Source organism: Magnetovibrio sp. PR-2, from assembly GCF_036689815.1.
GTDB lineage: Bacteria > Pseudomonadota > Alphaproteobacteria > Rhodospirillales > Magnetovibrionaceae > Magnetovibrio.
The window spans coordinates 352,429-377,833 of record NZ_JBAHUR010000001.1; the positions used below are offsets into that span (position 1 = coordinate 352,429).

The 25,405-nt window shown below is 56.0% G+C and carries 28 protein-coding genes; 9 read left to right on the top strand and 19 right to left on the bottom strand.

Annotated elements, in window-relative coordinates; genetic code table 11:
• Positions 1 to 49: 49 nt before the first annotated feature.
• The 3 genes from V5T82_RS01800 to V5T82_RS01810 all read right to left on the bottom strand — a co-directional run bounded on the left by V5T82_RS01800 (position 50) and on the right by V5T82_RS01810 (position 2,916).
• Positions 50 to 1,372: a sigma-54 interaction domain-containing protein gene (locus V5T82_RS01800; protein WP_332893864.1), complete on the bottom strand. Its 1,323-nt coding sequence runs from the start codon at positions 1,370 to 1,372 to the stop codon at positions 50 to 52.
• Between the two features lie 529 nt (positions 1,373 to 1,901).
• Entirely contained in the window at positions 1,902 to 2,246 is a 345-nt protein-coding gene (locus V5T82_RS01805) for a hypothetical protein (RefSeq protein ID WP_332893865.1), read from the bottom strand.
• Between the two features lie 46 nt (positions 2,247 to 2,292).
• Positions 2,293 to 2,916: a class I SAM-dependent methyltransferase gene (locus V5T82_RS01810; protein WP_332893866.1), complete on the bottom strand. Its 624-nt coding sequence runs from the start codon at positions 2,914 to 2,916 to the stop codon at positions 2,293 to 2,295.
• A 105-nt stretch (positions 2,917 to 3,021) separates the two neighbouring features.
• Here V5T82_RS01810 and V5T82_RS01815 point away from each other — a divergent pair, with 105 nt between their 5' ends.
• Positions 3,022 to 3,921 carry a LysR family transcriptional regulator gene (locus V5T82_RS01815; RefSeq protein ID WP_332893867.1) on the top strand — a complete coding sequence of 300 codons (900 nt, stop codon included), beginning with the start codon at positions 3,022 to 3,024 and terminating at the stop codon, positions 3,919 to 3,921.
• On the opposite strand, the gene pdxR is transcribed toward V5T82_RS01815, so the two are convergent.
• Positions 3,899 to 5,308 carry a MocR-like pyridoxine biosynthesis transcription factor PdxR gene (gene pdxR / locus V5T82_RS01820; RefSeq protein ID WP_332893868.1) on the bottom strand — a complete coding sequence of 470 codons (1,410 nt, stop codon included), beginning with the start codon at positions 5,306 to 5,308 and terminating at the stop codon, positions 3,899 to 3,901. The two genes, V5T82_RS01815 and pdxR, sit on opposite strands and share 23 nt — an antisense overlap.
• Positions 5,309 to 5,418: 110 nt before the next feature.
• Here pdxR and V5T82_RS01825 point away from each other — a divergent pair, with 110 nt between their 5' ends.
• Complete coding sequence (locus tag V5T82_RS01825) at positions 5,419 to 6,072, top strand: pyridoxamine 5'-phosphate oxidase family protein (protein WP_332893869.1); 654 nt, start codon at positions 5,419 to 5,421, stop codon at positions 6,070 to 6,072.
• A gap of 6 nt (positions 6,073 to 6,078) precedes the next feature.
• On the opposite strand, the gene V5T82_RS01830 is transcribed toward V5T82_RS01825, so the two are convergent.
• From V5T82_RS01830 to V5T82_RS01845, 4 genes are read right to left on the bottom strand one after another with little or no spacing between them, the layout of a single operon-like run.
• A complete protein-coding gene (locus V5T82_RS01830) occupies positions 6,079 to 6,531 on the bottom strand; it encodes a DoxX family protein (RefSeq protein ID WP_332893870.1) in 453 nt (150 codons plus the stop codon).
• Between the two features lie 12 nt (positions 6,532 to 6,543).
• Entirely contained in the window at positions 6,544 to 7,311 is a 768-nt protein-coding gene (locus V5T82_RS01835; protein WP_332893871.1) for an HvfC/BufC family peptide modification chaperone, read from the bottom strand.
• Positions 7,295 to 8,188 (bottom strand): MNIO family bufferin maturase, encoded by an 894-nt coding sequence (bufB, locus tag V5T82_RS01840; protein ID WP_332893872.1) that lies wholly within the window; start codon positions 8,186 to 8,188, stop codon positions 7,295 to 7,297. Before bufB ends, V5T82_RS01835 begins: the two co-directional genes overlap by 17 nt.
• 24 nt (positions 8,189 to 8,212) lie before the next feature.
• On the bottom strand, positions 8,213 to 8,476 hold the full coding sequence (locus tag V5T82_RS01845; protein WP_332893873.1) for a BufA1 family periplasmic bufferin-type metallophore: 264 nt from the start codon (positions 8,474 to 8,476) through the stop codon (positions 8,213 to 8,215).
• Between the two features lie 184 nt (positions 8,477 to 8,660).
• On the opposite strand from V5T82_RS01845, the gene V5T82_RS01850 reads away from it, so the two are divergent.
• Positions 8,661 to 9,260, top strand: a complete 600-nt coding sequence (locus V5T82_RS01850) for a sigma-70 family RNA polymerase sigma factor (protein WP_332893874.1) — start codon at positions 8,661 to 8,663, stop codon at positions 9,258 to 9,260.
• A 5-nt stretch (positions 9,261 to 9,265) separates the two neighbouring features.
• Entirely contained in the window at positions 9,266 to 9,943 is a 678-nt protein-coding gene (locus V5T82_RS01855; protein ID WP_332893875.1) for an NrsF family protein, read from the top strand.
• Between the two features lie 9 nt (positions 9,944 to 9,952).
• On the opposite strand, the gene V5T82_RS01860 is transcribed toward V5T82_RS01855, so the two are convergent.
• The 4 genes from V5T82_RS01860 to V5T82_RS01875 form a co-directional block, all read right to left on the bottom strand.
• On the bottom strand, positions 9,953 to 10,177 hold the full coding sequence (locus V5T82_RS01860; RefSeq protein ID WP_332893876.1) for an ATP-binding protein: 225 nt from the start codon (positions 10,175 to 10,177) through the stop codon (positions 9,953 to 9,955).
• A gap of 139 nt (positions 10,178 to 10,316) precedes the next feature.
• Entirely contained in the window at positions 10,317 to 11,756 is a 1,440-nt protein-coding gene (locus V5T82_RS01865) for an ATP-binding protein (RefSeq protein ID WP_332893877.1), read from the bottom strand.
• A gap of 195 nt (positions 11,757 to 11,951) precedes the next feature.
• Positions 11,952 to 13,370: a tetratricopeptide repeat protein gene (locus tag V5T82_RS01870; protein WP_332893878.1), complete on the bottom strand. Its 1,419-nt coding sequence runs from the start codon at positions 13,368 to 13,370 to the stop codon at positions 11,952 to 11,954.
• 40 nt (positions 13,371 to 13,410) lie between these two features.
• On the bottom strand, positions 13,411 to 14,829 hold the full coding sequence (locus tag V5T82_RS01875; protein WP_332893879.1) for a tetratricopeptide repeat protein: 1,419 nt from the start codon (positions 14,827 to 14,829) through the stop codon (positions 13,411 to 13,413).
• Between the two features lie 256 nt (positions 14,830 to 15,085).
• Here V5T82_RS01875 and V5T82_RS01880 point away from each other — a divergent pair, with 256 nt between their 5' ends.
• The 3 genes from V5T82_RS01880 to V5T82_RS01890 all read left to right on the top strand — a co-directional run bounded on the left by V5T82_RS01880 (position 15,086) and on the right by V5T82_RS01890 (position 18,872).
• A complete protein-coding gene (locus V5T82_RS01880; RefSeq protein ID WP_332893880.1) occupies positions 15,086 to 15,973 on the top strand; it encodes a radical SAM protein in 888 nt (295 codons plus the stop codon).
• Positions 15,974 to 16,085: 112 nt separating this feature from the next.
• Positions 16,086 to 17,807, top strand: a complete 1,722-nt coding sequence (locus tag V5T82_RS01885) for a methyl-accepting chemotaxis protein (RefSeq protein ID WP_332893881.1) — start codon at positions 16,086 to 16,088, stop codon at positions 17,805 to 17,807.
• A gap of 279 nt (positions 17,808 to 18,086) precedes the next feature.
• Positions 18,087 to 18,872, top strand: a complete 786-nt coding sequence (locus tag V5T82_RS01890) for a hemerythrin domain-containing protein (protein ID WP_332893882.1) — start codon at positions 18,087 to 18,089, stop codon at positions 18,870 to 18,872.
• Here the strand turns inward: V5T82_RS01890 and V5T82_RS01895 are convergent.
• From V5T82_RS01895 to V5T82_RS18185, 4 genes are all read right to left on the bottom strand, one after another.
• A complete protein-coding gene (locus V5T82_RS01895; RefSeq protein ID WP_332893883.1) occupies positions 18,869 to 19,069 on the bottom strand; it encodes a hypothetical protein in 201 nt (66 codons plus the stop codon). The genes V5T82_RS01890 and V5T82_RS01895 overlap by 4 nt on opposite strands.
• 3 nt (positions 19,070 to 19,072) lie before the next feature.
• Positions 19,073 to 19,417, bottom strand: a complete 345-nt coding sequence (gene arsC, locus V5T82_RS01900) for an arsenate reductase (glutaredoxin) (RefSeq protein ID WP_332893985.1) — start codon at positions 19,415 to 19,417, stop codon at positions 19,073 to 19,075.
• Between the two features lie 3 nt (positions 19,418 to 19,420).
• Positions 19,421 to 20,563: a mechanosensitive ion channel family protein gene (locus V5T82_RS01905; RefSeq protein WP_332893884.1), complete on the bottom strand. Its 1,143-nt coding sequence runs from the start codon at positions 20,561 to 20,563 to the stop codon at positions 19,421 to 19,423.
• 97 nt (positions 20,564 to 20,660) lie between these two features.
• Entirely contained in the window at positions 20,661 to 20,801 is a 141-nt protein-coding gene (locus V5T82_RS18185) for a YHYH domain-containing protein (protein WP_442917103.1), read from the bottom strand.
• A 150-nt stretch (positions 20,802 to 20,951) separates the two neighbouring features.
• Here V5T82_RS18185 and V5T82_RS01910 point away from each other — a divergent pair, with 150 nt between their 5' ends.
• Entirely contained in the window at positions 20,952 to 21,152 is a 201-nt protein-coding gene (locus V5T82_RS01910; protein ID WP_332893885.1) for a hypothetical protein, read from the top strand.
• 7 nt (positions 21,153 to 21,159) lie between these two features.
• Here the strand turns inward: V5T82_RS01910 and V5T82_RS01915 are convergent, their stop codons facing one another.
• The 3 genes from V5T82_RS01915 to V5T82_RS01925 form a co-directional block, all read right to left on the bottom strand.
• A complete protein-coding gene (locus tag V5T82_RS01915; protein ID WP_332893886.1) occupies positions 21,160 to 23,427 on the bottom strand; it encodes an SLC26A/SulP transporter family protein in 2,268 nt (755 codons plus the stop codon).
• A 139-nt stretch (positions 23,428 to 23,566) separates the two neighbouring features.
• Positions 23,567 to 23,776: a hypothetical protein gene (locus V5T82_RS01920; protein ID WP_332893887.1), complete on the bottom strand. Its 210-nt coding sequence runs from the start codon at positions 23,774 to 23,776 to the stop codon at positions 23,567 to 23,569.
• 209 nt (positions 23,777 to 23,985) lie between these two features.
• Positions 23,986 to 24,567: a regulatory protein RecX gene (locus V5T82_RS01925; RefSeq protein ID WP_332893888.1), complete on the bottom strand. Its 582-nt coding sequence runs from the start codon at positions 24,565 to 24,567 to the stop codon at positions 23,986 to 23,988.
• A 53-nt stretch (positions 24,568 to 24,620) separates the two neighbouring features.
• Between V5T82_RS01925 and V5T82_RS01930 the strand changes: the two genes are divergently transcribed.
• On the top strand, positions 24,621 to 25,403 hold the full coding sequence (locus tag V5T82_RS01930) for an ABC transporter permease (protein ID WP_332893889.1): 783 nt from the start codon (positions 24,621 to 24,623) through the stop codon (positions 25,401 to 25,403).
• The last annotated feature ends 2 nt before the right edge of the window (positions 25,404 to 25,405 follow it).

Here is a 25,405-nt window from a genome sequence, read left to right on the forward strand (position 1 = left end):
GCTTGGCCGCTCCGTTTTTTTTGGGTGGGTAGGTTTGAGCCCACAGGGATCAATCGGTGTTGAGCGCTTGGATTTTGCGGTAAAGCTTGCGTTCGCTCAGCCCCAGTTTATCCGCAAGCTCCTTGCGCGTGCCCTTAAAACGGGCGAGTGCGTTTTTAAGGTAGCGCTGCTCGGCCTCTTCCAAGGTGACCAACGGTTCGGACAGTTCCGTTTCGAAATCCAGGCCATTGCCGCTTTGTAAAACCATTTCCATGGGCAGGCAGTCGGGCGTGATGGGATTGCCGTCGGCCAAAAGGGCGGCGCGCTCCAAGATGTTGCGCAGTTCGCGAATGTTGCCGGGATAGGCATAAGCATAGAGCATGCGACGCGCATCGTCGTCGATGCTGAGCTCTTGGCCCGGTGCCACGCGCTGCCAGATGGACGGGATCAACACGGCCAAGTCGTCCACCCGTTCGCGTAAAGACGGCAACAAGATGGGAAAGATGTTGATGCGGAAATACAAATCTTCGCGAAAACGCCCGTCTTTGACCATGTCCTTTAAATTGCGGTGGGTGGCGCAGATGAGACGGAATTTCGCTTGGCGCGGTTCCGTTGAGCCGACCCGGCGAAACGTCGAGGTTTCCAAAAGCCGCAACAGCTTCACTTGCATGGGCAGCGGAATGTCGCCGATTTCATCTAAGAAAAGCGTGCCACCGCTGGCGGCTTCGACCAGGCCGCGCTTTTGGGCCAGTGCCCCTGTGAACGCCCCTTTTTCGTGACCGAACAGTTCGCTTTCAAACAGGCTTTCGGTCAGGCCCGAACATTCCACCGGGACAAACGGCTTGTCGTGGCGTTCAGACGCTTGATGAACGGCTTGGGCGACCATTTCTTTACCAACCCCGGTTTCGCCCAACAATAAGGCGGTGGCATCGGTGGGGGCGACGCGCTGAACCAAGTCGAGCATGCGGCTGAACGCTTGGGAGCGGCCGATGAGGCCCTGGGCTTCGGGTGTGGCGCTGGCGATGGTGGAGTGGCGCATGATCTCGACAACATGGGTGATGTTGCCGTGTTCGTCGTGAACCGGGTGCGTTTCCACGTCCACGTGCTCTTCGCCGTGCTCGGTATGGTGAAGATGCAAAACGCGTTTTTTGGTGTTCGACGCACAGGTGCCGTCCAACGGACAACTTTCCCCCGCCCGGTCGCACGGCGTGTTGAAGTGGTGCGAGACCTCATAACAAAACCGCCCAATGACATTATCACCATAAAGTGCGTGGTAAGCTTCGTTGGCGGCAACGATGCGGTATTCGGGGGTGAGCAACGCGGCGGGTTCCGAAATGGCCGAAAGCAGTTCGCCCGTTTCGGGGGGGGAAGTGGTGGCTGTGAACTCTGTCATAAAGGGCATTCTGACAAATTTGTCATGACATCGCAAATAAAACTGACATATATGTCAGTTTTAGGGTGAGGTTTGGCGCGGTGTTTAGAAGCAATATGTTAAGAGGTATGCGTTTATCGCGTTGTAAATAAGGCGGAATATAAAAAGGTTATGACATTGTTATAAAGCTGCACGGAGTTGGCATAGTTTCTGCTGTGTAAGGTGAAAACGTACAACTCCCAATTACGTACTTCCATGCTGACTGCATAACTAGAGACACCACGAGCCCGATATGGGGATAGCCTTCTCCCTCCCCCTCAGAGCTTTTCCATAAACGGCAAGTGGTGTCTCGCTCTTTTCCAAAGAGCCGTATTGGGCAAAGACCGATCAAGGAGAGGCGTCAATGGACATCTTGTTTTGGTTATTATCTTTTGTCGTTCTTGGATTTTTGGGCATGACCGTGGCGACGGTTATGGATTGACCCCGAAACGCACCCATAACATCTCCGCAGATACTTCGGGGCTCGGTTTCGACCAAGCCCCTTTTTTTGTCAGTTGATGAAACGATGCAGTTCAACGGGCTGACCGCTCTGGATGTCGCCAAGTGCGCGCATGAAGCTGTTGGCATTGTCGCGAATGCGTGGCGGTGGCGAAACGTTCAGCATACGCTTTAACGCGCGCAGGTCTTTTGGCGAAAGCGAAGCGTTGGTCCGGCTCAGTTCGGCCTGAAAATTGTCTAGGTTGAAGGTCTTGCCCTGGGCCTTTAACGTCAAGGCCGCTTCGAACAGGGTTTGGTAGGGGGCGTAGCGGAACCTGCCCGCCAATACGGTCTCGCAGGGGGCACCATGCAAGACGGACCAGATCACAGCTTTTTCGGGGCTCAAGGCATTACACATGATCTCAATGTATGGCCGAAAAGGATGTGATCAAGCCCGGTGAGGATCAGAGAGGCTTTTGCGCGATGATAAACATGGCTGGCCCTGACGTGGGCTGCCAGTGGCGCATAATTGAAAAGCCTGCGTTTTGCATTTCCGCCAGCAGCACGGGTGGGGCGATAAAGTTCACCTTGGGAAGCAAGCCCAAAGCTGCCCCAATGGGCAAGACCAGCCCCAACAGACGCATCAGTCCCACGATGCAAACGGTCGAAGAGACAAAATATCCGCCGGGCTTAAGCATACGATAGGTTTCACGCAGCACGTTTTGGCGGTCATCAACCAGGTGCAAAATACTGTGGGCCATAATCATGTCGAAACGTGCATCCGGTTCATTCAAGTCTTCGATGGAGGATTGCTTGAACGTGACGTTTTCAATGTTCGCTTTTTCAGCTTTGCCTTGGGCAATGCCAACCATGGCTTGGGAAAGATCAATGGCCAGGACATGGTGCACAAACGGCGCGTGCCTCAGTGCCGTCGTGCCGGTGCCGCACGCCAGTTCCAAAATATCCATGTCCGCGTGCAGATACTCTTGCGTCTGTGCAAGCTTACGTTCGTAAGCTTCTGGATCGCCAACGGGTTGTTTGGCGTACTTTGGGGCAATTTTGTCCCAAAAATGAGCGGATTTATTCATTTCAAGCCTCTATGGAAAGGTCTCACAGTCTGGTTGCCCCCGTTATGATCCATGCATAATCAAAAAGAAATTGATTATTTGTGTTGAGTGTATATGCATATGTGCATGGATTGGCGATCGGTACAGTTTGACTGGAACCATGTCCGCGCCTTTTTGGTGACGGCGGAAGAAGGCTCTTTGTCGGCTGCCAGCCGGGCGCTGAATCTGACCCAGCCGACCATCGGGCGACAAGTCTCGGCGTTGGAAGGCGGCCTCGGCCTGACCTTGTTCGAGCGGGTTGGCCGCTCCTTGGTGCTGACACAAAGCGGGCTTGAGCTGTTGGAGCACGTCCGTGCCATGGGCGAAGCCGCCACGTCTGTGAGCCTGGCGGCGAGCGGGCAGGCCACCACCATCGAAGGCCACGTCACGATTACCGCGACCGACGCCATGGCCCAGTATGCTCTGCCGCCCGCCATTGGGCGTCTGCGCCAAGAGGCCCCGGCCATCACCATCGAAATCATTGCATCAAATGCAGTGCAGGATTTGCGTCGCCGCGAAGCCGACATCGCCGTGCGTCACGTCCGCCCGACCCAGCCCGACCTGATCGCCAAGCACATCCGCGATTTCCCCTTGAGCCTCTATGCACACACGGATTATCTCGACTTGATCGGTCGGCCTCAGCCGGACGGTGATCTGAGCCATGTGGACTTTATCGGGTTTGACGGGACGGACCAGTTGCACGTCCGCCTGCGCGAACTGGGTTTGGTCGGGAACGGTGTCACGTATCCGGTCTTGTCGGAAAACAGCACGGTGGTGTGGCAGATGGTGCAGCAGGGGCTGGGGGTGAGCGTCGTTGCAGACGAAATCGCCGAAGGCATGGCGGGGCTGGAACGCGCTTTTCCATCTCTAGACAGTACCTTTGTCCCGTTGTGGCTGGTGACACATAGGGAGCTTAAGACCAGCCCACGCATTCGCAAGGTGTTTGACGTCTTGGCGGAAACGCTTAAGCGCCCTGGGTTTCGGTGACAGCTTTCAAAGTTTGCATGGCGTCTTGCATGGTGTCTTCTTCAAAGGCACAAAAGCCCAACAATAGGCCGGATCGGTTTTGCGGCTGGGCGTAGTGTTGGGACAAGGGCGGGCAGTGCACGCCTTCCCGCGCGGCGTTGCGCGACACCTGAACGTCGTCCACGTCGGTGGGCAGCTCGAGCACGATGTGCATCCCGGCGGCGTGATCTTGCCAGGTGGCGCTATCCCCGAAGTGTGTGTCCAGCAATGCCAGCAAAATTTCACGCCGTTCGCTATAGATGCGGCGCATACGCCGGATGTGGCGTTGAAAATCGCCGCCTTCCAAAAACGCTGCCAAGGGGCGCTGGGCGCTGAGCCCGGCTTTGGCACCGTAAGTCTTTAGGGTTTCGGTGACGGGACCGACAAAGAACTGCGGCACCACCAAAAAGCCCAGACGCAAAGTTTCGGAAAAGATTTTGGAAAAGCTGCCGATGTAAAACGTGCGCCCATGTTGGTCCAGGCCCGCCATGGCGGGGATGGGGCGGCCGGCGTAGCGGAATTCGCTGTCGTAGTCGTCTTCGATCAACCACGTTCCATTGTTGCGCGCCCACTTGAGAAACTGGACACGGCGGGCGGTGGATATGGTGCCGCCCACGGGATAGTGCGCCGATGGCGTCAACAACGTCAGCATGGGTGAAAAGGGCGCATTTCGCGGTGTCTTGGGCCCTTCGTCGTCGCAGGCCAGCCATTCGGGCTGCAATCCCAAACTTTGCACCAAAGCGCGCAGGGGCAAGTAGCCGGGGTCTTCCATGGCGATGGTGCCGCCCCGGGCGGTGACCGTGCGCACGATGATCTCCATGGCGTCTGCGGTGCCGGACGTCATCAAAATGCGGTCCGGTGATACGGGGAAGCCGCGCCATTCGTTCACGTAAGCCGCAATGGCTGTGCGCAGGCGCGGATCACCAAAGGGATGCACTGCGCGGCTCAAAGCATCTGGATCGGTGCGCGCCACCCGCGCAAAACATTTTCCCCAGGCTCGGTGGGGAAAGGCGCTCATATCCGGGCGGCCGGGTTGAAGCGGCAAGAGCTCCGACGGTGCTTGATCGCCGAGCGCATCGTCCAAGCTGACAGGCTTGGGCAGCTCGACGGGACCGATCTCGGCCACATAGACGCCGGAGCCTTTGCGGCCTTCGACAAAACCTTCGGCCTCCAACTGATCATAGGCACCCACGACGGTGGCGCGGGATACGCCCAGTTCTTCGGCCAAGCGCCGCGATGCAGGCAGGCGCGACCCCGCGCGCAGCTCCCCGCCGATGATGCGGGTGCGCAAAGCTTCGTAGATTTGATCGAACAGGGTTTCGGTACTGTCCGGCTCAAGACTGAAGGTCAAAATAGGGGCGCGCGCCATGAAAAAATTGGTCTGCTTTGATTTTTCTAAAGTGGATATTCAAGGTAAGCCAATTCAAAGCTAAAAAACAAGCTCTTGAATTGCGGAGACCATCCTATGAGCCCCATGCTATGACACAAGTGTTAAACAAAACAGAACGCACCCGTTTGCGCCGCGCGCACCCGCGCGGTCACTACGACGTTGAAACCATCCACGCGATCTTGGACGCCCAGCCCATGTGCCATCTGGCGTATGTGGTGGACGGCTCACCGATTTGCATGCCGACCATCCAATGGCGCGAAGGGGGGCGGGTGTATTGGCACGCGTCCAGTGCGGGGCGCGGCATTCAGGCTGCGCTGGGCGCAGAGGTTTGTTTGACCGTGTCGATTTTGGATGGGTTGATTTTGGCGCGCTCGGCCATGCATCACTCGGTGAACTTTCGGTCCGTCCTGGTGTTCGGTCAGCCCGAAGCCATTGAAGACCCGGACGTCAAAAAAGAAAAGCTGGGGAATTTGATCGACCATCTCTACCCCGGGCGCAATGAGTTTTTGCGCCCCATGACGGATCAAGAGATTAAGGCCACGGCGGTGCTGTCCATGCCCATCGATGAGGCCTCGGCCAAAATCCGCACCGGCGGGCCCAAGGATGACGAAGCAGATTACGCGTTGCCCATTTGGGCCGGGGTGTTGCCGGTGTCCATGAGCGTGGGTGAGGCAATACCGGACCCCAGAAACTTAGACGGCGTCGAAAGGCCAAAGCACCTCGACGCCGTGAAGTTGGGTTAAAAGAACCTATTTGTCTTTGCAAAACACCTTACACACCAAACTGTCTGCGGCAAGCCAGCCGGGACCGCGGGCGAGGATCAGCATCAGCACGGCTGCCCACAACAGGTGGTCGGGCCAACTGCCGGGATAGACAAAAAACTGAATGACCAAGGTCATGCCCAACAGGCCAAAAGCCGACAGGCGGGATGCCAAGCCGATGACCAGCAGCGCGCCCAAAACGTGTTCGGTCGCCGTCGCCATATAGGCCGCGACTTCGGGGGGCAGCACGGGGACTTTGTATTCTTCGCGAAACAGATACAGGGTCGTGTCGGTCAAGTTAAACTCGCTGTCCACCTTGGTCTGTCCGGCGCGCACAAAAAATGCGCCCAGGCCGACACGCGCCATCAAAATGATCAGCGGGTCGGGGATGGTTTTCAACTTGCCGACGACTTGGCCGTAGAGGGTCATCAATGAAGACATAGGCGTGGTCCTTTATTGGATTTTTTCAAACATGCCGGTGGCGATGAGCTCGGCAAAAATAAGGGGGAGGGTCTCAACGCTTTCCACACCCTCAAGTATGGCAAACGCTTGGCCGACGATTACACCGTCGGCCAAGCGCGACGCCAAGATATAGGCGTTGGGCGACAGCGCATGGATATTCACCTCGGCGTGGGGACGCACGATTAAAATGGCGTCTCCGCCGTCGTCGAGATTGACGCCCAAGTCCGGATCTGCGCCGTCTTGGTGCATGTCCCAGATTTGTTTGATGGGGAATGCACTGGAGACAAACCGCACGCTTGGGTGCGGGCGCAAGTGATGGAGCGCCAACTCTTCAGGGGGGATAGCGGCCAAGTCTTCGGCCACCAAAGGTTTCGCCTCGCTTGCATGAAACGCTGCATTTGCCTGCCATTCCAGCTCCGCCACATCGGCGACGTAGGCCATGTCGCTCAACTGGGGCAAGCTTTGCAAAAAGGCAGGAAAGCCTTGGCCGTACTCAAACAGGCACGGCGAGGTCGGTGGATGGGTGCGCACGAACGAACGTGCGACTTGGGTGAAGAAGTCTTCGCCCACCAATTCGTGGACAATGTGGAAGGTCGCGGCCAAGGCTTCGGCAAGTAAGATCGTGGTGTTGTTGCGGTGAATTTGCAGGCGCTGTTCGGGTGTGAAACCGTCGCCGATGATCACACCGGACAGCGCACCGGCATCCGCGCCAAGGGAAATATCTGAAAAGGTGCTCTGCAGCTCAGCCAACGAAAGCATGGGCATCCTCCTTCACGAGGTGACGCGCCAAGATGGCGTCGGCCTTGTGGGCTTCCCCAACCAAAACGTCAAGTTCAGGAATGTTTGAATCCCGCTCGATCAACGTCGGTTTTGCACCCACTTTGCCTACCGTGTAGTCGAACAAGTTCCATACCGCGTCAGTGATGGGCGATCCATGATCGTCAACACGAATGGTGCGCCCGTCGATGACGGTCTTGGAGTGCCCAGCCATGTGGTATTCCAAAACTTTTTCGGCAGGGATTTGGTCGATGTAGGCGTGGGCATCGAAACCGTGGTTTTGCGCGCTGACGTAGACGTTGTTCACATCCAACAGCACGTTGCAGTCGGTGCGTTTGACGACTTCGACCAAAAACTCGGGTTCGGGGATGACGGAATGTTCGTAGCGCAAATAGGAAGACGGGTTTTCGATTAGCACGGGACGCTTTAAGGCGTCTTGCATTTCGATCACGTGGGTGGAAAAAATCTCTAAACATTCTTCGGTATAGGGCAGGGCAATCAGGTCGTTCAAATACGCCCCATTGGCAATGGACCAAGATAAATGTTCGGACACGGCACCGGGCTCACAGCGGCGTTGTAAATCGACTAAACGTTTTAAATGAAGACGGTCCAACGGCGCGGCGGAGCCCAAGGACATGCCGACACCGTGCAGCGATAGGGGAAAGCGTTCGCGCATGGCGTCAAGCCATCGCAACGCAGGCCCACCGTCGGCCATATAGTTTTCAGAGTGCACCTCCAACCAACCGATGTCGGGTTGGTGTTCGAGGATGTCTTGATAGTGCTGCGCTTTCAGTCCGATCCCAGCGCGTGTTGGGATCGAACTGGTAGAGCGCTGCGCGGTTTGGGCCTGTTGGTCCATTGTGCGCAATTCCTCTTTCTTTGATTACATGGGTTTCAACATGCCGCCGGTGATTTTGGAGCACGTGCCTTTGGGAACGGCGATGAAGGCGTCTTTTTGGTCGTCCATTTTGGAGGTACCTGCGCAAGAAGACGTTGCCGTTTGGCAGTCGTTGTGGCCGGCTTTGGACACGCCGTAACATTTTTCCATTTCGGATGCATGTGCGGTGGTGGTCATGGCGCCTGCGGACAGGGCGACGGCAACGGCGGCTGCGATGATCGGGGCTTTGCTCAAGGTTTTAGCGGACATGGTTGTCTCCTCAGATAAATAAAAAAGCGTTGTGGATCCCGTTTCGGGGGATGGGGCGCGGTTGTGTCTTGCGCCTTCCCCTCCTATTTCGTCCGGGTGCGGGAATGGGTTACACTGCGTTTGGATTTTTTTTCGAAAGTGTGTTTATCTCGACAAAACACGGCGCAAGCATTTAAAGGCGAGCATGAGCGAAAAAACGGACAAGACCGAACAAGACCGCCCTGAGTTTGCCCAGTGGTCTGCCTGGATGGCAGCTGCGCAAGACGGCGACGGCGTGGCGTATCAAAACTTGCTGCAGGCCGTGTTGCCGTTGATCCGCGCCATCGTTTCGAAAAAAATTCAAGACCCGGACAAAACCGAAGACATCGTGCAAGAGGTCTTGATGTCGGTGCACAAAAACCGTCACACCTATGATCCGTCCCTGCCGTTCAAGCCGTGGTTGGCCACCATTACCCAGCGCCGCACCATTGATGCTTTGCGCAAAATTTATCGCCAGGGCGCGCGTGAGACCTTGGTTGACGAATATCCTGAAACCTTTTTGGCAGATGAAACGAATATATCCCCAGAGGACGACTTGGTCTTCGCCATGGGCGACGAATTATCCCGCGCCCTAGAGAGTTTACCCGCCGGGCAACGCACAGCGGTTGAACTGTTGAAATTGCGCGAAATGAGCCTTAAAGAAGCGTCCGAGGCCAGCGGAATGTCCGTGGCAGCCCTGAAGGTTGCCATGCACCGCGCCTTAAAGAGCCTGCGCACACAAATGGCCCCAAAGCCGGAGTTGTAGTTAAGATGAACATGTCAACCCATGACCTAATTTCGAACCTGTCGGACGATCTTGCCCCCGTCAAACGCCTGGCCCACCCGGCCAAGCGGTTGTTGATGTGGATGGGCATTGCGTTCCCGGTGTCTTTGATCATGGGTGCCTTGGTGGAACAGCAGTCTTTTGCTTTGGCTTTTGTCGACGGTGAATCCTTTTCATTGGCCAAGCAGCGTCTCACCGATTGGCGCAGCTTGCTTGAATTGACAGCAATTTTCGCCACCGCCCTCACGGCGGGCTATGCGGCTTTGTGTGGCACCCAACCGGGACGCGCCCCCCATGCTTGGGTGTTGCCCATCGTGCCCTTCGCCGCATGGCTGGCTTTGATCACCGAAAGCTGTTTTGAGCTGTATCAGCAAATCGGTCCCGATCAGTTTAGCTTTGCTCCGCACTGGACGTGCTATCCCTCCGTGGTTGCCACGGGGGCGGCGCCGGCACTGGTTATGGTGATTTTGCTCAAGCGCGGCATGCTGGCCACGCCTTCGGTAACCGTGGGCATGGCGGTTCTGGCAGCATCGGCCTTGGGTGCGGTGGGTCTGCGCTTGTTCCATCCGCCCGACGCGACGGCTATGTTGTTGATGTGGCAGTTGATCGCCACGTTGACGCTTTATGGGGTGGCTTCACTGATCAGCGTCATACGCGCGCGGTAGACATCGTGTTTATGCGGTGTGACCGGCCAGCGGCACGGTGAAGGTAAAGTGTGAACCTTCGCCCGGCGCGGTTTGCACCCAAATGGTTCCACCATTGCGTTCGACCAACTCTTTGCTCAGCGGCAGTCCCAGCCCGGTTCCAAGTTCGCCATGGGTGCCTTGGGTGGTGGTTTTTATGTCCACCGCAAAAATATGACGCCCAGCGTTGTGAACGTCGTGAGCGTATTCGGACATTTTTGATTTGGCGCACCGATCTGCACGTCCAGTCCCCAATGGCAGTCCCCAATGGCAGTCCTGTGAAATTAAGACACAATGTTTGGCCGTATTGGGTCAGCACGCATTAACCTTGCTCAACCTTGGCGATGGGTTGCGTTCAGCGTCCCGCCAGGGGCACGGTGAAATAGAAGGTCGTGCCATCTCCAGGCGAGCTGATCACCCAAATTTGACCGCCGTTGCGCTCCACCATTTCTTTGGTCAGCGGCAATCCCAATCCGGTACCCAGCTCGCCTTCGGTGCCGCGGGTGGTCGTTTTTTGATCTAAAGAAAAGAGATTTTCGAGCAAGGCTTTGGGGATGCCGATGCCGGAATCGGAAACAGTGACTTGGGCGAAACGGGTATCGTCGGTAATTTCAATGTCGACCGTGATGCGTCCGCCTGCTTTGGTGAATTTGATGGCGTTGCCGACCAAATTGCGGATCACGGACTGCATCATGTTTTGATCGGCATAGACCAACAGGTTGGGGCCATGGATATCGAGCACAACTTTTTTCGTTTTGGCAGCGGGCTTGATGACTTTGAGCGAATCTTGGATCAAATCCAGCATCAACGTGTTGCAAGGTTCGAATTTGGCCCCGTCCATTTGCAACCTGGACCAGTCCAAAAGGTTTTGCACCAATTCATACATATGCCCACCGGCGTCGTGGACGTCTTTGGCGTAGTCGGTGATTTGTTTTTTGTCGAGACGATCATCCATGGAGCTCATGATCTTGGTCATCCCCAACAGCGCCGTGAACGGGCTTTTGAGATCGTGGGAAATGATTGAAAACAGCCGGTTCTTCACGCGGATTTCGTTGCGCAATGCGCCCGTTGTTTCCGCGATGATGGCATCGCGGTGGTCGCGTTCGGTGTGGAGGTTATCCAGCAAACGCCGGGTCCAGGCGATGGCGGTGGTGGATAAAATGCTCAGCATGGCGAACACCAAAAGGTGCACGTTCAACAGTTTGTTGGCAGAGAGGGCTTCGGCTTCATCAAAGCTGGCGGTTGGGAACGAAACCCGGATGCCGCCGCGAATCTCACCGACCTTATAGCCTTGTCCCCGGTGGCACGGCAGGCAGGCCTCTTTGACATCTAGCGGCGCCATATAAAAGAAAGCGGGGCCATGTCCGTTTGGCATTACCTCCATCTGTTCGCGCGCGCCATCCTCAAAACTTTCCAGCGCCTTGCGTTCCCAATCGGACGGAGTGTTGTTCGGATTGAGGGGGCGCAAGCTGGTGATGTTGATGTTGAGATCGCCCTTGTTGAGGATTTCGGCGATTTGGCGCGTCATGTAGGTGGGGTTGATCATCGTTAAGTGCTGCCCACCGGGCGTGACGATGTCTTTTTCAAACACGCGGAGATAAGGGTTTGACGGTGAGCTTTGTGTGACCGGTGCATAAACCCCGCCCAGATTGGTATTCCACAAGCGCGTGGTTTCGACCATGGTGAAGACCATGCGGGCGCGTTCGCGTGCGAGCTCCTGAGAGTTGGATCTAAGGCCTTCTAAATTCCAGCTGTAAGATGAGCTGACGATGGCGGCCCATAAGAGCACGGGCATACCGTATAAACTTAGTTTTTGCCATAACCCGCGGTGTGTATTGCGCGTTGTCATAGGCCCCACCATTTGGCATATTTTCTGTGTAAATTATAGGCGCTGCGGAGCGAACGCGTCCAGCGCGTGAGTCCGAATGTCGTATTAAGTGAAATGTTTTGGTGTTATTGCGCACCGCACAAAAAGAGCTTGCCAGGGCAGCTACTCTTCTTCTTCAAGCCACCACATGTCGGCATTTTGCTCGCCGCTTTGCGCAGCACCTTCGGGCAGGCGCTGTTCGGCGTGCGCGATGTTCTTATCGGTGACTTCCACCATCCGTGTCAGGCCCAACTTGTCGTAAGTTTCGCGAGCGTCCATGAAGGCTTTGAGCGCGGCCTCATAATGTTTGTCTTCGCCGGTCATGCGCCCCAACAAGAACAAAGCGCTGCCCATGTTGTTTTGCGTTGCCGCCCATAGGGTTGGTTGCTGGGTTACGGTGCGCACCGTGAGGGCTTGTTTGCACGCGGTGACGGCTTTTTCCACGACGTCTTCATTATCGGTCTGACGGCCCAGCACTTGTGCGGTTTGGGCGAAGTTGTTGAGTGTCTCACTCCACAGCAACGGCATGGAACGTTTGTTCAAGACCTTCAGCGCGGACTGGTAATGGCCAAGCGCTTTTTTCAGATTGGCAACCTCGTCGGTTTTGATGTCCATGCGGTAAAGCACCTCACCCGTTCGATTGTGGGTGGTGGCCCAGGGAAACGGTGTGGCTTCGAAGGTAAAGATTTCCAACGCGGCTTTGTAAGCCTCTTCGGCTTTGACGAGGGTGTTGATGTCGTCGGTGCGCTCACCCATGGCCTGCAAAACCGTACCGAGGTTGCGTTGCAGGTAAGCCCAGTTGGTGGGGCTGTCGGAACGCAGCGTGCCTTTGATGCCTTCGGCGTAGGCCAGGGCGGCGCGGTGAAGGACTTCGGTGCCGGGGAACAGATGGCCGAACGACGCCAAGGCATTTGCAAACATGGCTTGCAAAGAAGCGCGCTCGCGCGGGGTGAACTCGCGCGGGATGTGTTCCATGATCTCAGCGGATTTTTCCAACGCGGGTGCTATGAGATTGCGGCACGTTTCACGCTTTGGGTCCGTGTCGGGATTGAGCGCGGCCAAAGCAGAGGCCATCACCAACGGGCCGTAGGCTTCGGGATCGAAGCCCAAGGGCAGGTTTAGCGATTGAAACGGTGAAATGGTCCCCGCCGGGTCAACGTCAACGGGTGGAGGGGCGGCGAAGTGTAAAAACAGGTTTGCGCCCGGTGGCGGTACGTCACCCCAAATCACCAAGTCGGCATCGTGTTGGGTGAGCCATCCCAAGGCTTGGGTGCAGGCTTGGGGCAGCAAGTCAGAGCGGTTCACCTCCGGTGTGAGAACCGGGGCTTCGTTCACGACTTGCACGAAGATGCCGTTGTGACCGGAAAATACACTGGCGATGCTGCGCGCGTGGTCTTGGCCTTGGGTGTCAATAAACGGGCCGATCAGGATTTTGATGTCGGTCTCGTTGGCGGCCGTGCCCAACAGGCGCGCGAAAAAACCAGGTTTTCTCTTCGCCTGGGGGTGTTGGGGCGGGGCTTGGTTTTTGGGCGTGTCGTTCATAAGTGAGTCTGGCTTATCCGATTCGGGGGCTCAAGTGATCTTAGCCGCCTTTGAGGACACCCATCAATGCTTTGCGCACTTCGCTGACGGCCACCGACCACGGTTCGTCCGATTTGGTGCGAAAGATTCGCATGCTCGGGTACCAGGGGCTGTCTGCGCGATCCAACAGCCAGCCCCAATCCGCGCCGCTGTCCAAGATCATCCACACCGGCTTGCCCAAAGCACCGGCCACGTGTGCGGTGACGCCGTCGCAGCAGATAACCAAATCCAACTGGTGGATGGTGGCGGCCAAATCGGCCAAATCCATGATGGTGGGCCCGGCCTGTTCGACCAGGGGCTGTAGCCCCAGGCGGGAAATGTCCGACGCACCCGCACCGCGTTCCAAGGAGAATGCCTGGACTTCGGGGATGCCGATCAGCTCGGCCAGGTCGTCAAGCTCCATATCGCCGTGACGTTTGGGACCTTTGGTGGAGCGCCCTTCCCACTTGCCCGACCAGACAAGGCCGAGAGCCAAACGGGTTTCGGGAAGAATGTCCAAGGTGCTTGCGCCAATCTTCGGCACGTTCAGGTAAGGCACGTCCTCAGGCACGGTGTCGACCTTGGTGCTCAGCCGCGCGGGGAGGCTCAACAGGGGGATTTGAACGTCCGCCGTGACGCTTTCGCCAAGGCTTACGGTTTTTTCAATATCGGGCGACGCTGCCAACAGGTGTGCCAAGTGCGGCGCGCATTCCCAAATGACGGTTGCGCCGCCGCGTTTCAAAACGGCCGCGTAACGCGCGAATTGAACCGCGCGCCCTTCGTCGCCTTCGGCGTTGACCAAAATGGTTTTGCCTTGAAGGGACGATCCGTTCCAGGGCTCAATCCCTTCGCGGCGCACATCTTGGCCGTTGATGGCAAAGCGGGTTTCCAGCTCTTTAAAGCCGCGCGGCCATTCGCCCATTTGCAAAATGGTGTGGGCGTGCTCGACCCGGCATTGGGCATAGGTGGGTTCTAGCTTGATCGCGCGCGCGAAGTGCTCCATGGCGACTTGGGCATGGCCGCCTTCGCGAAAAGCCAAGCCCGCATTATAGAGTGCCTTGGGCGATTTCGGCCCATGCTTGACCGCACGGCGGTGCGCCTCAACGGCTTTAGAGGTTTCGCCCAAATCGCGCAGAGCATTGCCCAGGTTGGTGTAAACGGCGGTGGACGCCGTTTTCAGTGCCAAAGAGCGGCGATAACACGCGACCGCAGCCTCGGGCCGCCCGGCGGAGCGCAGCGCCACGCCTAAGTTATTGTACGTGTCGGCAGAGTTGGGCTGGAACCGCAATGCGTGGGAGTATTCTTTGATCGCCACATCCAGCCGTCCCGCGCGGTGGTGTTCCAACGCTTGGTCGTAATGGCGGCGGCCCTCGTCCGCACGCGAGTTCGCGCCGGAGGGCTCTGGGCTGTTATCCGTCGGGGTGGTGATGGGGGGTGTCATTATCTCTGCATTCATCCTGAGCCTAAGTATCTGTTGGAACGCACGCTTCTTCAAGTGAAACTCGCGCGCCCTTCAGCATTTCGTATCTGCGTCGAGGGAGCTGAATACGATCTTATGGCGTCTGGCCCGTTGTCTATATGTGAGATTGCACAGCGTGGCAATTATATTTGCGCGACGCGCGCGTAGGCTTGCTTATTGATATCCCCCCGGGCCTGTATTACGTAGGAAGAAGCAAACGCAATACAGGTCCCTCCCCATGATGATTTACGACATGCCGCTTTGGCGCCCCCCCTCCGAAGGCCCAAACCTGATCATTCAGGCGACCATCGGGTGCAGCTTCAATGCGTGTACGTTTTGCTCCATGTACAAGATCAAATCTTACCGCCAACGCCCGTTGGAGGAGGTTTTTGCCGACATCGAAGACGCGGCCCAAGATTGGCCTGACGCCACCCGGGTGTTCCTGGCTGACGGGGATGCGTTGGCCGTGCCGACGGATGATTTGGAGCAAATCCTCGACAAGCTGATTGCCGAATTTCCCGATCTTCAGCGCGTGACGTGCTACGCCACGCCGCAAAACTTGACCAAAAAGTCCGTGGAAGACTTGCAGCGGCTGAAGGACAAGCGCCTCAATATGGTCTATTTGGGCATCGAATCGGGCTCTGATTCCATGCTCAAACGCATTCGCAAAGGCTCGTCAAAGCTGATGCAAAAGGCGATGGTGCGGGCGGACGAAGCGGGCCTGAAAATTTCCGCCACCGTTATTTTGGGCCTTGGCGGGAAAGAACACTGGCGCGAACACATCGAAGGCACGGCCGCGTTGATCAACACCGTGTCGCCGAAGTTTTTGTCGACGCTGCAGCTCGCCCTAGAAGGCGGCGTTGAACCGGAATTCCGCGAAGCCTTTGCCAAACCAGACGGCTCTGAATTTGAATGGCAAGACGACGCGGGTATTTTGGCAGAGTTGGAATATTTGCTGGAATTGCTCAAACCTGAAAAGGCTGTGATTTTCCGCTCCAATCATGCTTCAAACGCCTTGGCGTTGGCGGGCAACCTGCCCCGCGATAACGAAGCGTTGCTCGCCCAAGTGCGCGCCGCACAAAGCAACGCGGGTTCTTTGCGTCCACAATGGATGCGTAGTCTTTAGAATAGTTATAATTGATGGGCGCAGGCGTACTTCGCTTTGTCGTGGTATTCCCCCTAACCTCATGATATTGTGCGCAGTAGAGAGGGTCCAAATTTACTGGGGGTAAATTTTCATGTCTATCAAAGCACGCCTGATCGCGGTGCTCGCGGTTATATTGTTGGTGTTCAGTGGTGCCGCGGTGATTACGCTGGTGAACCTGAGCGCGCAGTTGCCGAAATTGGAAGCCACGGAAACCGATGCAACGTCGGTTGCGGATCTTTCGATTCCGTTGGCAATTGTTATCAAAGACATTCAACTGGACGTGGTTCAGGTGCAGCAATGGATTACGGATATCTCTGCCACGCGCGGATTGCCGGGGTTTGACGATGGCTTCACCGAAGCCGCCGCATTCGCCGAAAAATTCAAAGAAGACGTTCAAGCGGCCCGTGACCTCGCCTTGGCATTGGAGCTGAACGAGGTCGTCGTTGCCCTCAACGAAACGGAACAAGCGTTCGGCCCGTTTTATGAAACCGGGATCAAAATGGGTGAAACCTACGTTGCCAAAGGCCCGGAAGAAGGCAACGTGATGATGGAAGAATTCGACGGCGTGGCCGGGGCCATGGGCGAAAACATGGAAGCCCTGTTGGCCAAGGTGTCTGAATCCACCAGCGTCAAACTGGAGGTGTTGGAAGAAGGTATTCATGAGGTACAAACGTCCATTGAAGGTGTGCAGACCCTGAATATGGTGTTGACCATCATCGGCGTGATTATCGGTTTAGGTGCGGCTGGCTATTTGGTCGTCTTGATCAAGGGCTCTATTGAAGCCTTGATCCATGACATCGAACAGATTTCTAACCACGACTATGTGGGTGAGACTCAGTTGAGTGGGGAGCGGACCGATGAGTTCGGCACCGTTGCGCGCGCCCTTCAAGAAACCAAACAGGCCTTGATCGCTTCCCAAGAACGCGAACAGGCCCAACAAGAAGCCGACCAACGCCACGCTGAAGAGCGCAAAACCGAACGCCTGCGTATGGCCGAACAGTTCGAAACGTCGGTGGGTTCGGTTGTGGAAACCGTTTCTGCAGCGGCAAGCGAAGTGCAAAGCAGCGCGCAGTCCGTGTCCGGCACAGCGGATCAAACCAGTTCACAAGCCACCAATGTTGCGGCGGCGGCGGAACAGGCTTCGGCCAACGTGCAGACTGTGGCAAGTGCAGCGGAAGAGCTGTCGAGCTCCATTTCCGAAATCTCGCGCCAAGTTTCGCAATCCACCCAGATTGCCGGAACGGCAGTGGCCGAAGTCGAAGGCGCCAACGACAAGGTGCAAGGCCTGGCCGAAGCCGCCAACAAAATCGGCGAGGTCGTGGCATTGATCACCGACATTGCAGACCAAACCAACTTGCTGGCCTTGAACGCGACCATCGAAGCGGCGCGTGCGGGGGAAGCCGGCAAAGGCTTTGCCGTGGTGGCGTCAGAGGTGAAAAACCTCGCCAACCAAACCGCCAAAGCAACGGAGGAAATCTCCAACCAAATCGGCGGGATCCAAGGTGCCACTAAAGACGCCGTTACAGCCATTGGCTCCATCGGTGGGATTATCAACCAGATCAACGAGATCACATCCGCCATCGCCGCTGCCGTAGAAGAACAAGGTGCGGCGACGTCCGAAATTGCGCGCAATGTGGAGCAAGCGTCCAGCGGCACACAGGAAGTGTCTTCCAACATTTCCCAAGTGACCCAAGCGGCGTCCGAAACGGGAAGCTCGGCCACGCAAATTCTCGACGCGGCCGGAGAGCTGACCCGTCAGTCCAGTCAGCTCAGCGGTGAAGTGCATAATTTCCTCAACACCATCCGGGGATAATTCTTTCAACACATACAAAAAGGCGTCCCATTGGGGCGCCTTTTTTAGTGGGTGCGATGAAAATTGCGTCGCATTTTGCGAGTCCTATGTGGTTAAACGGTGGATGATATGCTAAATAATGCTAAATACCATACTAATGGAGTATGGTATTTAGCATTGGAAAAGTGGCATGTTTGTTGCTGATTAATCCATAATCAGCAAAATAGCCGACTAATTATTAGGTTATAAGCTGCGCCGATGAGTACATAACAACAATAATCTCTGAACGGAGTGAATCTTATGTTGCCGCAGTTGAAAATCGAAACCTCGAACAATCTATTTATCGACGTCAATCACACGGATTTGGCAAATGCCATCGAAAACGTCAAGAAGGCTTGGTTAAGTTACGGCGCCTCAGATAATTTTACCCAAGCATGCGCCTCGTTTCTAGAGGAGCTGCGTGAGCACTTTTCCCATGAAGAAATCATCCTTCGTGGTGCTGGGTATGAACACTTGGAGGTTCACTCTGACAGCCACACACAAATATTGGTTCTCCTGGAGGCCATCTTGAACGTGGGCATGGACGAAAACACGGGGACGTATTTCCTGGATAAAGTGCGCGAAAAGCTCTTCGAACATGAACTGGTGGCCGACCAGGGTTATTGGCATTTATTTGAATCGGAAGACTTTGCTGAAGGCAATGCCATCACCTGGGCGGCGCAGATGGAAACGGGTGTTCCGTCCATCGACGCGCACCACAAATCTTTGGTGAGATACATCAACCGCTTGGCACACCGGATAGAGGGCGGGACCACGAATGAGTTGTTGGTGAGCGAGCTGGAACAGCTCTACGCCTATTCCGCCCACCACTTTCATGAAGAAGAGGTCGAGCTGACCCGTAAGGGACCTGGCGCATCTTCACGTCACCGCCAGGCGCACTTGAATTTGTTGGAGGATCTTATACGCACCATCAACAAACTGAGCACGGAAAAGGTTCCGCCCAAGGCGCTGCCAACCTACTTAGGCCTGTGGCTCTCCAACCACGTGATGGCCTACGACGTGGCAGAGTTTTCGAGCCGCGTTTAACCCTCACCAAAAGCGATTATGGCAATCAGTCCAACGACACCACCAACAACGGTGCCGTTGATCAGTCCGCCGCCAAAGCGGTACTTGAGCGATTTGGCTTCAACCGAGCTAATGGAGCAATAGCCGCGCGGTGTCAGGTAGCCCCAGATGAAGCCGCCGGTAAATCCGATCAAAGTGAGGATGAGAGGTATGCTCATGTCTTAGAGCAAGTCGTCGACATTTTCCGGCGGCCGCCCCATGACGGCCTTGCCGCCTTTGACGACGATGGGACGTTCGATGGCGCGCGGGTGCGCGGACAGGGCTTCGATCAGCGCGTCGTTGTCCAATGCACCAACGTCGATGCCTTCTTCCTTGGCTTCTTTTTTGCGCACGATTTCAGACGCCGACTTGCCCAGCTTTTTCAAAATGTCTTTGAGCTCGTCCGCGCTCGGCGGGGTTTGCAGGTATTCAACAATTTCCGGCTCCACGCCTTTGTCTTGGATCAGCTCCAAGGTTTTGCGGGATTTGGAACAGCGCGGGTTGTGATAAATGGTGACGCTCATAATGACTTAAGCCTTCGTTTTAGCCGATGGGGGTACAAAAATGTCCGGTGCTTCACCGGGCAGACTTTCCACATATAGGGACTGTGACGGGAAAGCAAAGCCGGAACCGGCATTTTCCACCACGTCTTTGATCTGGTAGGCCAGCCGTTCTTTGATCTCCAACCATTCCCCCCAGTTGGTGGTTTTGGTGAAGCAGTACAGCATGATGTCGATGGAGCTGTCGGAAAACTTGTCGATGCGCACGAAGGTCGAAACTTCGGGCGGATGGGCAAATTCGTCCGAGCCCAGCACGTAGTCTTCAATGCCGTCGCGAATGGCCTTGAGCTGATCGATGGTGGCACAATATTCAATGCCGATGTGCCAATAAATCCGGCGGTGCGTCATGGCACTGAAGTTTGTGACTGCACTGTCCGAAAGGTGGGTGTTGGGCACATAGACGGGCGCTTTGTCGAAACGCCGAACCATGGTGGAGCGAAATCCGATCTGTTCGACCGTGCCTTCGACCACACCGTCGACACGCACCCAATCGCCTTTGTTAAAGCGCCGCTCGGCGATGATCAAAATGCCGGCAATGAGGTTCTTGAATAAATCTTGTGCACCCAAAGCCACGGCGACACCGAACAGGCCAAGCCCCGCCAGGATCGGCCCCACCTGAATGCCCCAAATCTCCAACACGGCGGCGATGCCGACAAATGCAATGAGGATCTTGGAGGCCTTCACCATCCAATCCATCATCACGGCGGTAAAGATTTTTTCGAGGCGCGTGAGCAAATTCGACAGGGGTTTGATGGCGCGATAAATCGCCCAAAAAATCGCGGCTGTAATCAGCGAGCGCACCAGCCGGTCGGCAATGTCTTGGGCATGGTCCTCAAGGTCCAAAAATTCGATGGCGAGGAACAGACCGAAGATGACGGGCAGAAGCCGGATCGGTTCTTCCAAGGCATTGAGGATTTCGTCGTCCAACATGTTTTTGGTTTTGGACACCTTAAAGCGCAGCACCCGAATGATGAAGCGCGAGATCAGCCCGCGCAACAACATGAAGACGATAAAGATCGCGATGGCCGTGAGAATGCCGCCAACGTCCACACCGAACGCCCCGGTCTTCCAGACCTCTTCGAACAGGTCCCAGAATTCTTTGAGTTTGTCCATGTCCACTCACCACTGAAATTGTGGTGGGATGATAGCGGAAGCGGCGGGGGTGTAAAGCCCGCACCGCTATACATATGGAAAGTTTATGTCGCCAGAATTATGGGCTGCGATGGCAGTGATATGTGCCGGTCTTGTGGTTCCAGTGACAGCCAGAGCTATCCAACCCACCACCATGTGCATAGGCTTGTGAGGCGAAAAGCCCCAGAGTTGCCAGAACGATGAAAAGTGCGCGGAACATGTGGACCTCCTATAAAGTGATTGGCGTTGCAAATACACTTTATGAGGGTATTATGGGGTTGTAAAGCAGGGTGTCATTCCTATTCAGGCAAGGTTAATGTTTTTGCCGATACGTTGGCGCATAGACAAACACGAACGGAAAGGGTCTTTCATGACGGCACGCCATTATCTGGCCTTGGGCTTAGGCATTCTTGTTTCTATTGCGGTGGCCATTGTGTCCGTATTCGCGTTTATCGTGGGCGCGGTGTTGGCGGGTTTGGCAATCGTCGCCTTGCGTTTGCACAAACCGTCTATGCCAGAACTGCACCCCGACGACATGATCGACATCACTGAGGATGTGCGCGAAGTGTGACTTGGGATTATTGATCCAATTCTGAAATCATAATGTTGGCGACGCGCAGACGGCTTGAAAACTGTTTGGCCACATTGCTCATCAACGTCACAACCAGGTCGGGGCGTTCTTGACGCAGTTGGGAAAAGTGTTTGGTGTCGATGACGTAGCACACGCTATCTCTGGACGCCACGACACTGGCGGAGCGGGGCTCGCCGTCAATCAGTCCCATTTCGCCAAACAGGGATCCCGCCATCAACGTTGAGATGCGTTTTTTGCGGCTGGCGCCAGGAATGTCGATGAAGATGTTCATGCGGCCACGGGCTAAGAAATAGGCGCATGCGGCGTCTTCGCCTTGGGCGAAAATTTGCTCACCCTTGCGATAGATCCGACGTTGAACGCTTTGGCCTAGGTCCATGAGGTCTTGGCGTGAAAGTCCGTCAAAAAGTGGGCTGGTAGAAATCGGACGCAGGTGGGCCGAATGACCGTGGGTTTGCATTTGGTCCAACAGGACCTTTTCGGCGCGCGCCAACGCCGTGTCGGTGTCGGCGAAAATCCAGTTTTCCCCCAACACATCGACAATGCCGCCTGTTTTGAGGTTCAGCCAAATCCATCGGGGTGAGGAATTGCCTTGTCGCGCATCCTTTTCGGACGCATGCCCGTTTCCATTGCGCACCGCGCGCCGTTCGCGCTGAACATAGCTGATCATCAATTTGCCGCCTGCGCCGTCGCACAACAACGAAAGCAAACGCAATTTCGACGTTCCCGTGCTGTCGATGGAACTCAGGTGCTTGAAATCCAAAATCAGATATTCAACGCCATCGTCCAATAGGGCTTGGGCCTCGCTGATCAAACGTGCGGTTGATCCAAAGAACAACGCGCCTTGGATTTCGATGATGCCGATGCGCTCACCATATTGCTCCAATATTTTGGTTTCATGTGCGGGGCGCTGAATTTTCGAATGAATCCGCGAACCGCGATACATGCGCCGGATGGGGTTTTTGCCCATGCCCAGCACGAACAGCGCGACAGACAAGAACACGCCCAGGCCCACTGCGGCGATCAGGTTCAGGGTCAGTGCCGTGACCACAACCACCACAGTGACCAACAGATCGCCTGCGATGAGGCGGGGGTATTCCATGCGCCGCAAGAAGAGGCTGAAAAGCTTGTCCAGTGTGTCGCGGTCAATGGCTTGCAGGGACGACGCCACCAGCATGCCCGCCGTCGCCCACAGCGGTAGCAGCTTCACGATGGGGGCCAAGCCAACGACCAAAATCAAAAACGCAAGGGCGCTGCCCCAGTTGGCGGCACGGGTTTTTGCTCCCGCCATGACGACGGCGTTGGATCGGCTCGGCGATCCGTTGGACGGCAAAAAGCCCAACACACCCATGAGCACATTGCCAGCGCCGTAAACACGAAGTTCATGATCGCTGTCGATGGTTTCATCTTGGCTAAGTGCCAAGGCTGACGAGGTGATCACCGTGTAAAAGGAGGCAAGAAGCGCCATGGAGAGCCCTGCAAAGATGGGAATATCCGCGTCGCGCCACTGCAGATTCGGGGCGCCCGACAGCCAGTCCAGCATCGGAAAGACCAAGGGCGGTTCACGCCACAAGACGCTCAAATCCAAGTGTCCGATCAAGGGTGCCGTCGTGGGTGAAGCCACATAATAAACAGCCGTGCCAGCGGCCAAACCGATGAGGGCGGCGGGGATCAGCCGAATACGGCCTTCCAGGCCCAAGTGAACCAAGATCGTCACGCCGCCCACAGCCGCGGCCCAGGGTAAAACGGTATCGAGATCGTTGAACAAAAGGGTCCACAGGTTTTGGTCGGGCTGGCCCAACACGGTGGGCAGTGCACTGATTATCACCAGCAATGCTGACGCGTTACCAAACCCCGCGAATACAGGAACCGGCACATACGACGTGATGCGTCCCAGCCGCAATTGCCCGGCCAGCCATTGGGCGAGGCCCGCAATGACGATGGCCCCATAAGACAGGACCAAGGCGTCTTCGGGTGAATAGCCACGCGAAAGCGCTGCGGATATAGCCGAGGCCATAACCAAGGCCGTGACGGCGCCCGCACCCGATATCAAAAATCGGTTGGGCCCCCACGCGCCCGCCAAAGCACCATGCACGACGGACGTGCCGACACTCGCCATAATACCGAACATGGCCCATTCGGGACCCAGTGGTGCTATGGCGATCAATCCGTAGGCGACGGCTTGAGGAAGGGTGGTGAGAGCGCCAACAAAAGCTGCGCCCAAATCGTATTTAAAGGTCGAAGAGGTCAAGAACATGCTCTGAATCTGGTGTTAACCAAGATACAGAGCATGTTTAGCGGCTGGGGACAAGTCGCGGAATGTATTCGTAACACCTTTTGATTGTTACAGTTTTGTGACATTCATGGGCGTTTTTCCACGCCCGGCGCGATGTTGCCTAGCGTGGCCTGTATTCCTTGTGTGTGACGATGACGGCTTCGCCGTTTTGGGTTTGCACGCACACGGCTTGGGCCGGACGTTGAACGTGGTCGTGATCCATTACGTATTCGCGTGCATCGAAGCATTCGAACATGGACGGATAATCGCCCCCGGTCATGGCAACCGGACTGGCGCTTTCGACAGTGATGAGAATGAGTAACCAAGTCATGGCTCTGGCTCCTTTCTGGATCCAAAAACCTCTATAAAACCTCTGGCGGGCGACGCGGTTTCTCTGCGCCGATCTTCCCGATTTTCCGGGGCTCCCCGCGAGAGGGCCGGATGTTTTACGAATAAAGATTGTAACACAAAAGGACCTAAAACGGGAGTCGAAGCCGTCACGATCGCGTGAACGTGACGCCAAGATCAATCGGGTGACCTTTATAAAAGCTCTTCCAACTCGTCCTTGTCGTCGCACTCGATCACGCGTTTCGCCATGTCGTAGCTAAAGCCCGAGCGCGCCATGGCGGCCAAGTGCTTTTCTGAGTTGGCTTCGCGTTTGTCTGGGTCTGCGAAGGGACCTAAGCGACGGCGCCGCGCGAGCTTGATGGCGGCGTGGAGTTCCGGGTCCGGGGCTTCTTCAGTGAGCGCTTCGAGCGCTTGGTCGATGGTGTCGGGGTCCACGCCTTTTTCAAGCAGCTTCATGCGGATCGAGCGCCCGGCCACGCCACGGTTCATGAGAGACCGTGCGCGCACTTCGGCGTAGGCCAAATCGTTGAGCAATCCAGCCTCTTGATAGCGCACGATGAGATCGTCGATCCACTGGGCTGCAGTCTCTTGGTCGGGTTCGCCGTGGTGGCGGATGGATGTGTAGACACGCCGCTCCAAGACACGCTTGAGGTTTTCAGAGCTCGACGCGTAGCGTTCCAGATAATGCAAAGCAATGCCCGCCAGACGCTCCGGCGAGATCTTGCGCGGGATCTTTTGTTTGGGCTTTTTTGCGGGGGCTTTGCGTTCATCCATAGAAGGACTATATAAGGTGCTTCCCCTGGATCCAATGAAGATTGGCAAAGCCCATGCAACAGCAAGTCACCATTTCCAATTGGCTCGGCGTTTATACCTTGTATATGCGCGAAGTTCGTCGCTTCGTGAAGGTCTACACCCAGACCATTGTCGGCCCGGTGGTGACCACGTTGCTGTTCTTGGCGGTGTTTTCGCTGGCCTTGGGCCGGGCGGTTACGGAAGTCCACGGAGTTCCGTTTTTGGAATTTCTCGCCCCGGGTCTGATTATGATGGCCATCGTGCAAAACGCGTTTGCCAACACGTCGAGCTCCATGATGATTTCCAAGGTTCAGGGCAACATCGTCGACACCTTAATGCCGCCGCTGAACGCGCATGAACTCACGTTTGGTATTGCCATGGGTGGAATGACCCGCGGGATTGCCGTGGGGCTTGCTACGGCTTTTGTGTTGTCCATCTGGGTGCCGCTGGAAATTGCCAACGTCGGCTTGATCGTGTTTCACGCCGTGGCGGCTTCATTGATGCTGTCGCTTTTGGGCGTGATCGGTGGCATTTGGTCGGAAAAATTCGACCACATCGCGGCGGTCACCAACTTTATCATCACGCCCTTGTCGTTTTTGTCAGGCACGTTTTATTCCATCGAACGTTTGCCCGAAATTGCCAAGACCATCGCGTTGCTCAATCCGTTTTTCTACATGATCGACGGTTTTCGCGCGGGCTTCATCGGCCACAGCGACGCCAACGTCTTGGTCGGCATGGCCGTGGTCGCGGGCATGGATGTGGTGCTGTGGATCGTGTGCTGGAAAATGTTCGACAGCGGCTACAAGCTGAAGCCTTAACC

Coding starts and splice junctions, on each gene's coding strand:
- V5T82_RS01885 (WP_332893881.1), top strand. CDS start 16,086: ATGTCTATCAAAGCACGCCTGATCGCGGTGCTCGCGGTTATATTGTTG.
- V5T82_RS01915 (WP_332893886.1), bottom strand. CDS start 23,427: ATGTTCTTGACCTCTTCGACCTTTAAATACGATTTGGGCGCAGCTTTT.
- V5T82_RS01805 (WP_332893865.1), bottom strand. CDS start 2,246: ATGTGTAATGCCTTGAGCCCCGAAAAAGCTGTGATCTGGTCCGTCTTG.
- V5T82_RS01830 (WP_332893870.1), bottom strand. CDS start 6,531: ATGTCTTCATTGATGACCCTCTACGGCCAAGTCGTCGGCAAGTTGAAA.
- V5T82_RS01860 (WP_332893876.1), bottom strand. CDS start 10,177: ATGTCCGAATACGCTCACGACGTTCACAACGCTGGGCGTCATATTTTT.
- V5T82_RS01880 (WP_332893880.1), top strand. CDS start 15,086: ATGATGATTTACGACATGCCGCTTTGGCGCCCCCCCTCCGAAGGCCCA.
- V5T82_RS01905 (WP_332893884.1), bottom strand. CDS start 20,563: ATGGACAAACTCAAAGAATTCTGGGACCTGTTCGAAGAGGTCTGGAAG.
- V5T82_RS01920 (WP_332893887.1), bottom strand. CDS start 23,776: ATGACTTGGTTACTCATTCTCATCACTGTCGAAAGCGCCAGTCCGGTT.
- V5T82_RS01890 (WP_332893882.1), top strand. CDS start 18,087: ATGTTGCCGCAGTTGAAAATCGAAACCTCGAACAATCTATTTATCGAC.
- V5T82_RS01910 (WP_332893885.1), top strand. CDS start 20,952: ATGACGGCACGCCATTATCTGGCCTTGGGCTTAGGCATTCTTGTTTCT.
- V5T82_RS01870 (WP_332893878.1), bottom strand. CDS start 13,370: ATGAACGACACGCCCAAAAACCAAGCCCCGCCCCAACACCCCCAGGCG.
- V5T82_RS01895 (WP_332893883.1), bottom strand. CDS start 19,069: ATGAGCATACCTCTCATCCTCACTTTGATCGGATTTACCGGCGGCTTC.
- V5T82_RS18185 (WP_442917103.1), bottom strand. CDS start 20,801: ATGTTCCGCGCACTTTTCATCGTTCTGGCAACTCTGGGGCTTTTCGCC.
- V5T82_RS01875 (WP_332893879.1), bottom strand. CDS start 14,829: ATGACACCCCCCATCACCACCCCGACGGATAACAGCCCAGAGCCCTCC.
- V5T82_RS01825 (WP_332893869.1), top strand. CDS start 5,419: ATGACACAAGTGTTAAACAAAACAGAACGCACCCGTTTGCGCCGCGCG.
- V5T82_RS01925 (WP_332893888.1), bottom strand. CDS start 24,567: ATGGATGAACGCAAAGCCCCCGCAAAAAAGCCCAAACAAAAGATCCCG.
- V5T82_RS01865 (WP_332893877.1), bottom strand. CDS start 11,756: ATGCCCGTGCTCTTATGGGCCGCCATCGTCAGCTCATCTTACAGCTGG.
- V5T82_RS01810 (WP_332893866.1), bottom strand. CDS start 2,916: ATGAATAAATCCGCTCATTTTTGGGACAAAATTGCCCCAAAGTACGCC.
- V5T82_RS01815 (WP_332893867.1), top strand. CDS start 3,022: ATGGATTGGCGATCGGTACAGTTTGACTGGAACCATGTCCGCGCCTTT.
- V5T82_RS01845 (WP_332893873.1), bottom strand. CDS start 8,476: ATGTCCGCTAAAACCTTGAGCAAAGCCCCGATCATCGCAGCCGCCGTT.
- V5T82_RS01800 (WP_332893864.1), bottom strand. CDS start 1,372: ATGACAGAGTTCACAGCCACCACTTCCCCCCCCGAAACGGGCGAACTG.
- V5T82_RS01930 (WP_332893889.1), top strand. CDS start 24,621: ATGCAACAGCAAGTCACCATTTCCAATTGGCTCGGCGTTTATACCTTG.
- V5T82_RS01855 (WP_332893875.1), top strand. CDS start 9,266: ATGAACATGTCAACCCATGACCTAATTTCGAACCTGTCGGACGATCTT.
- V5T82_RS01850 (WP_332893874.1), top strand. CDS start 8,661: ATGAGCGAAAAAACGGACAAGACCGAACAAGACCGCCCTGAGTTTGCC.
- V5T82_RS01835 (WP_332893871.1), bottom strand. CDS start 7,311: ATGCTTTCGTTGGCTGAGCTGCAGAGCACCTTTTCAGATATTTCCCTT.
- bufB (WP_332893872.1), bottom strand. CDS start 8,188: ATGGACCAACAGGCCCAAACCGCGCAGCGCTCTACCAGTTCGATCCCA.
- pdxR (WP_332893868.1), bottom strand. CDS start 5,308: ATGGCGCGCGCCCCTATTTTGACCTTCAGTCTTGAGCCGGACAGTACC.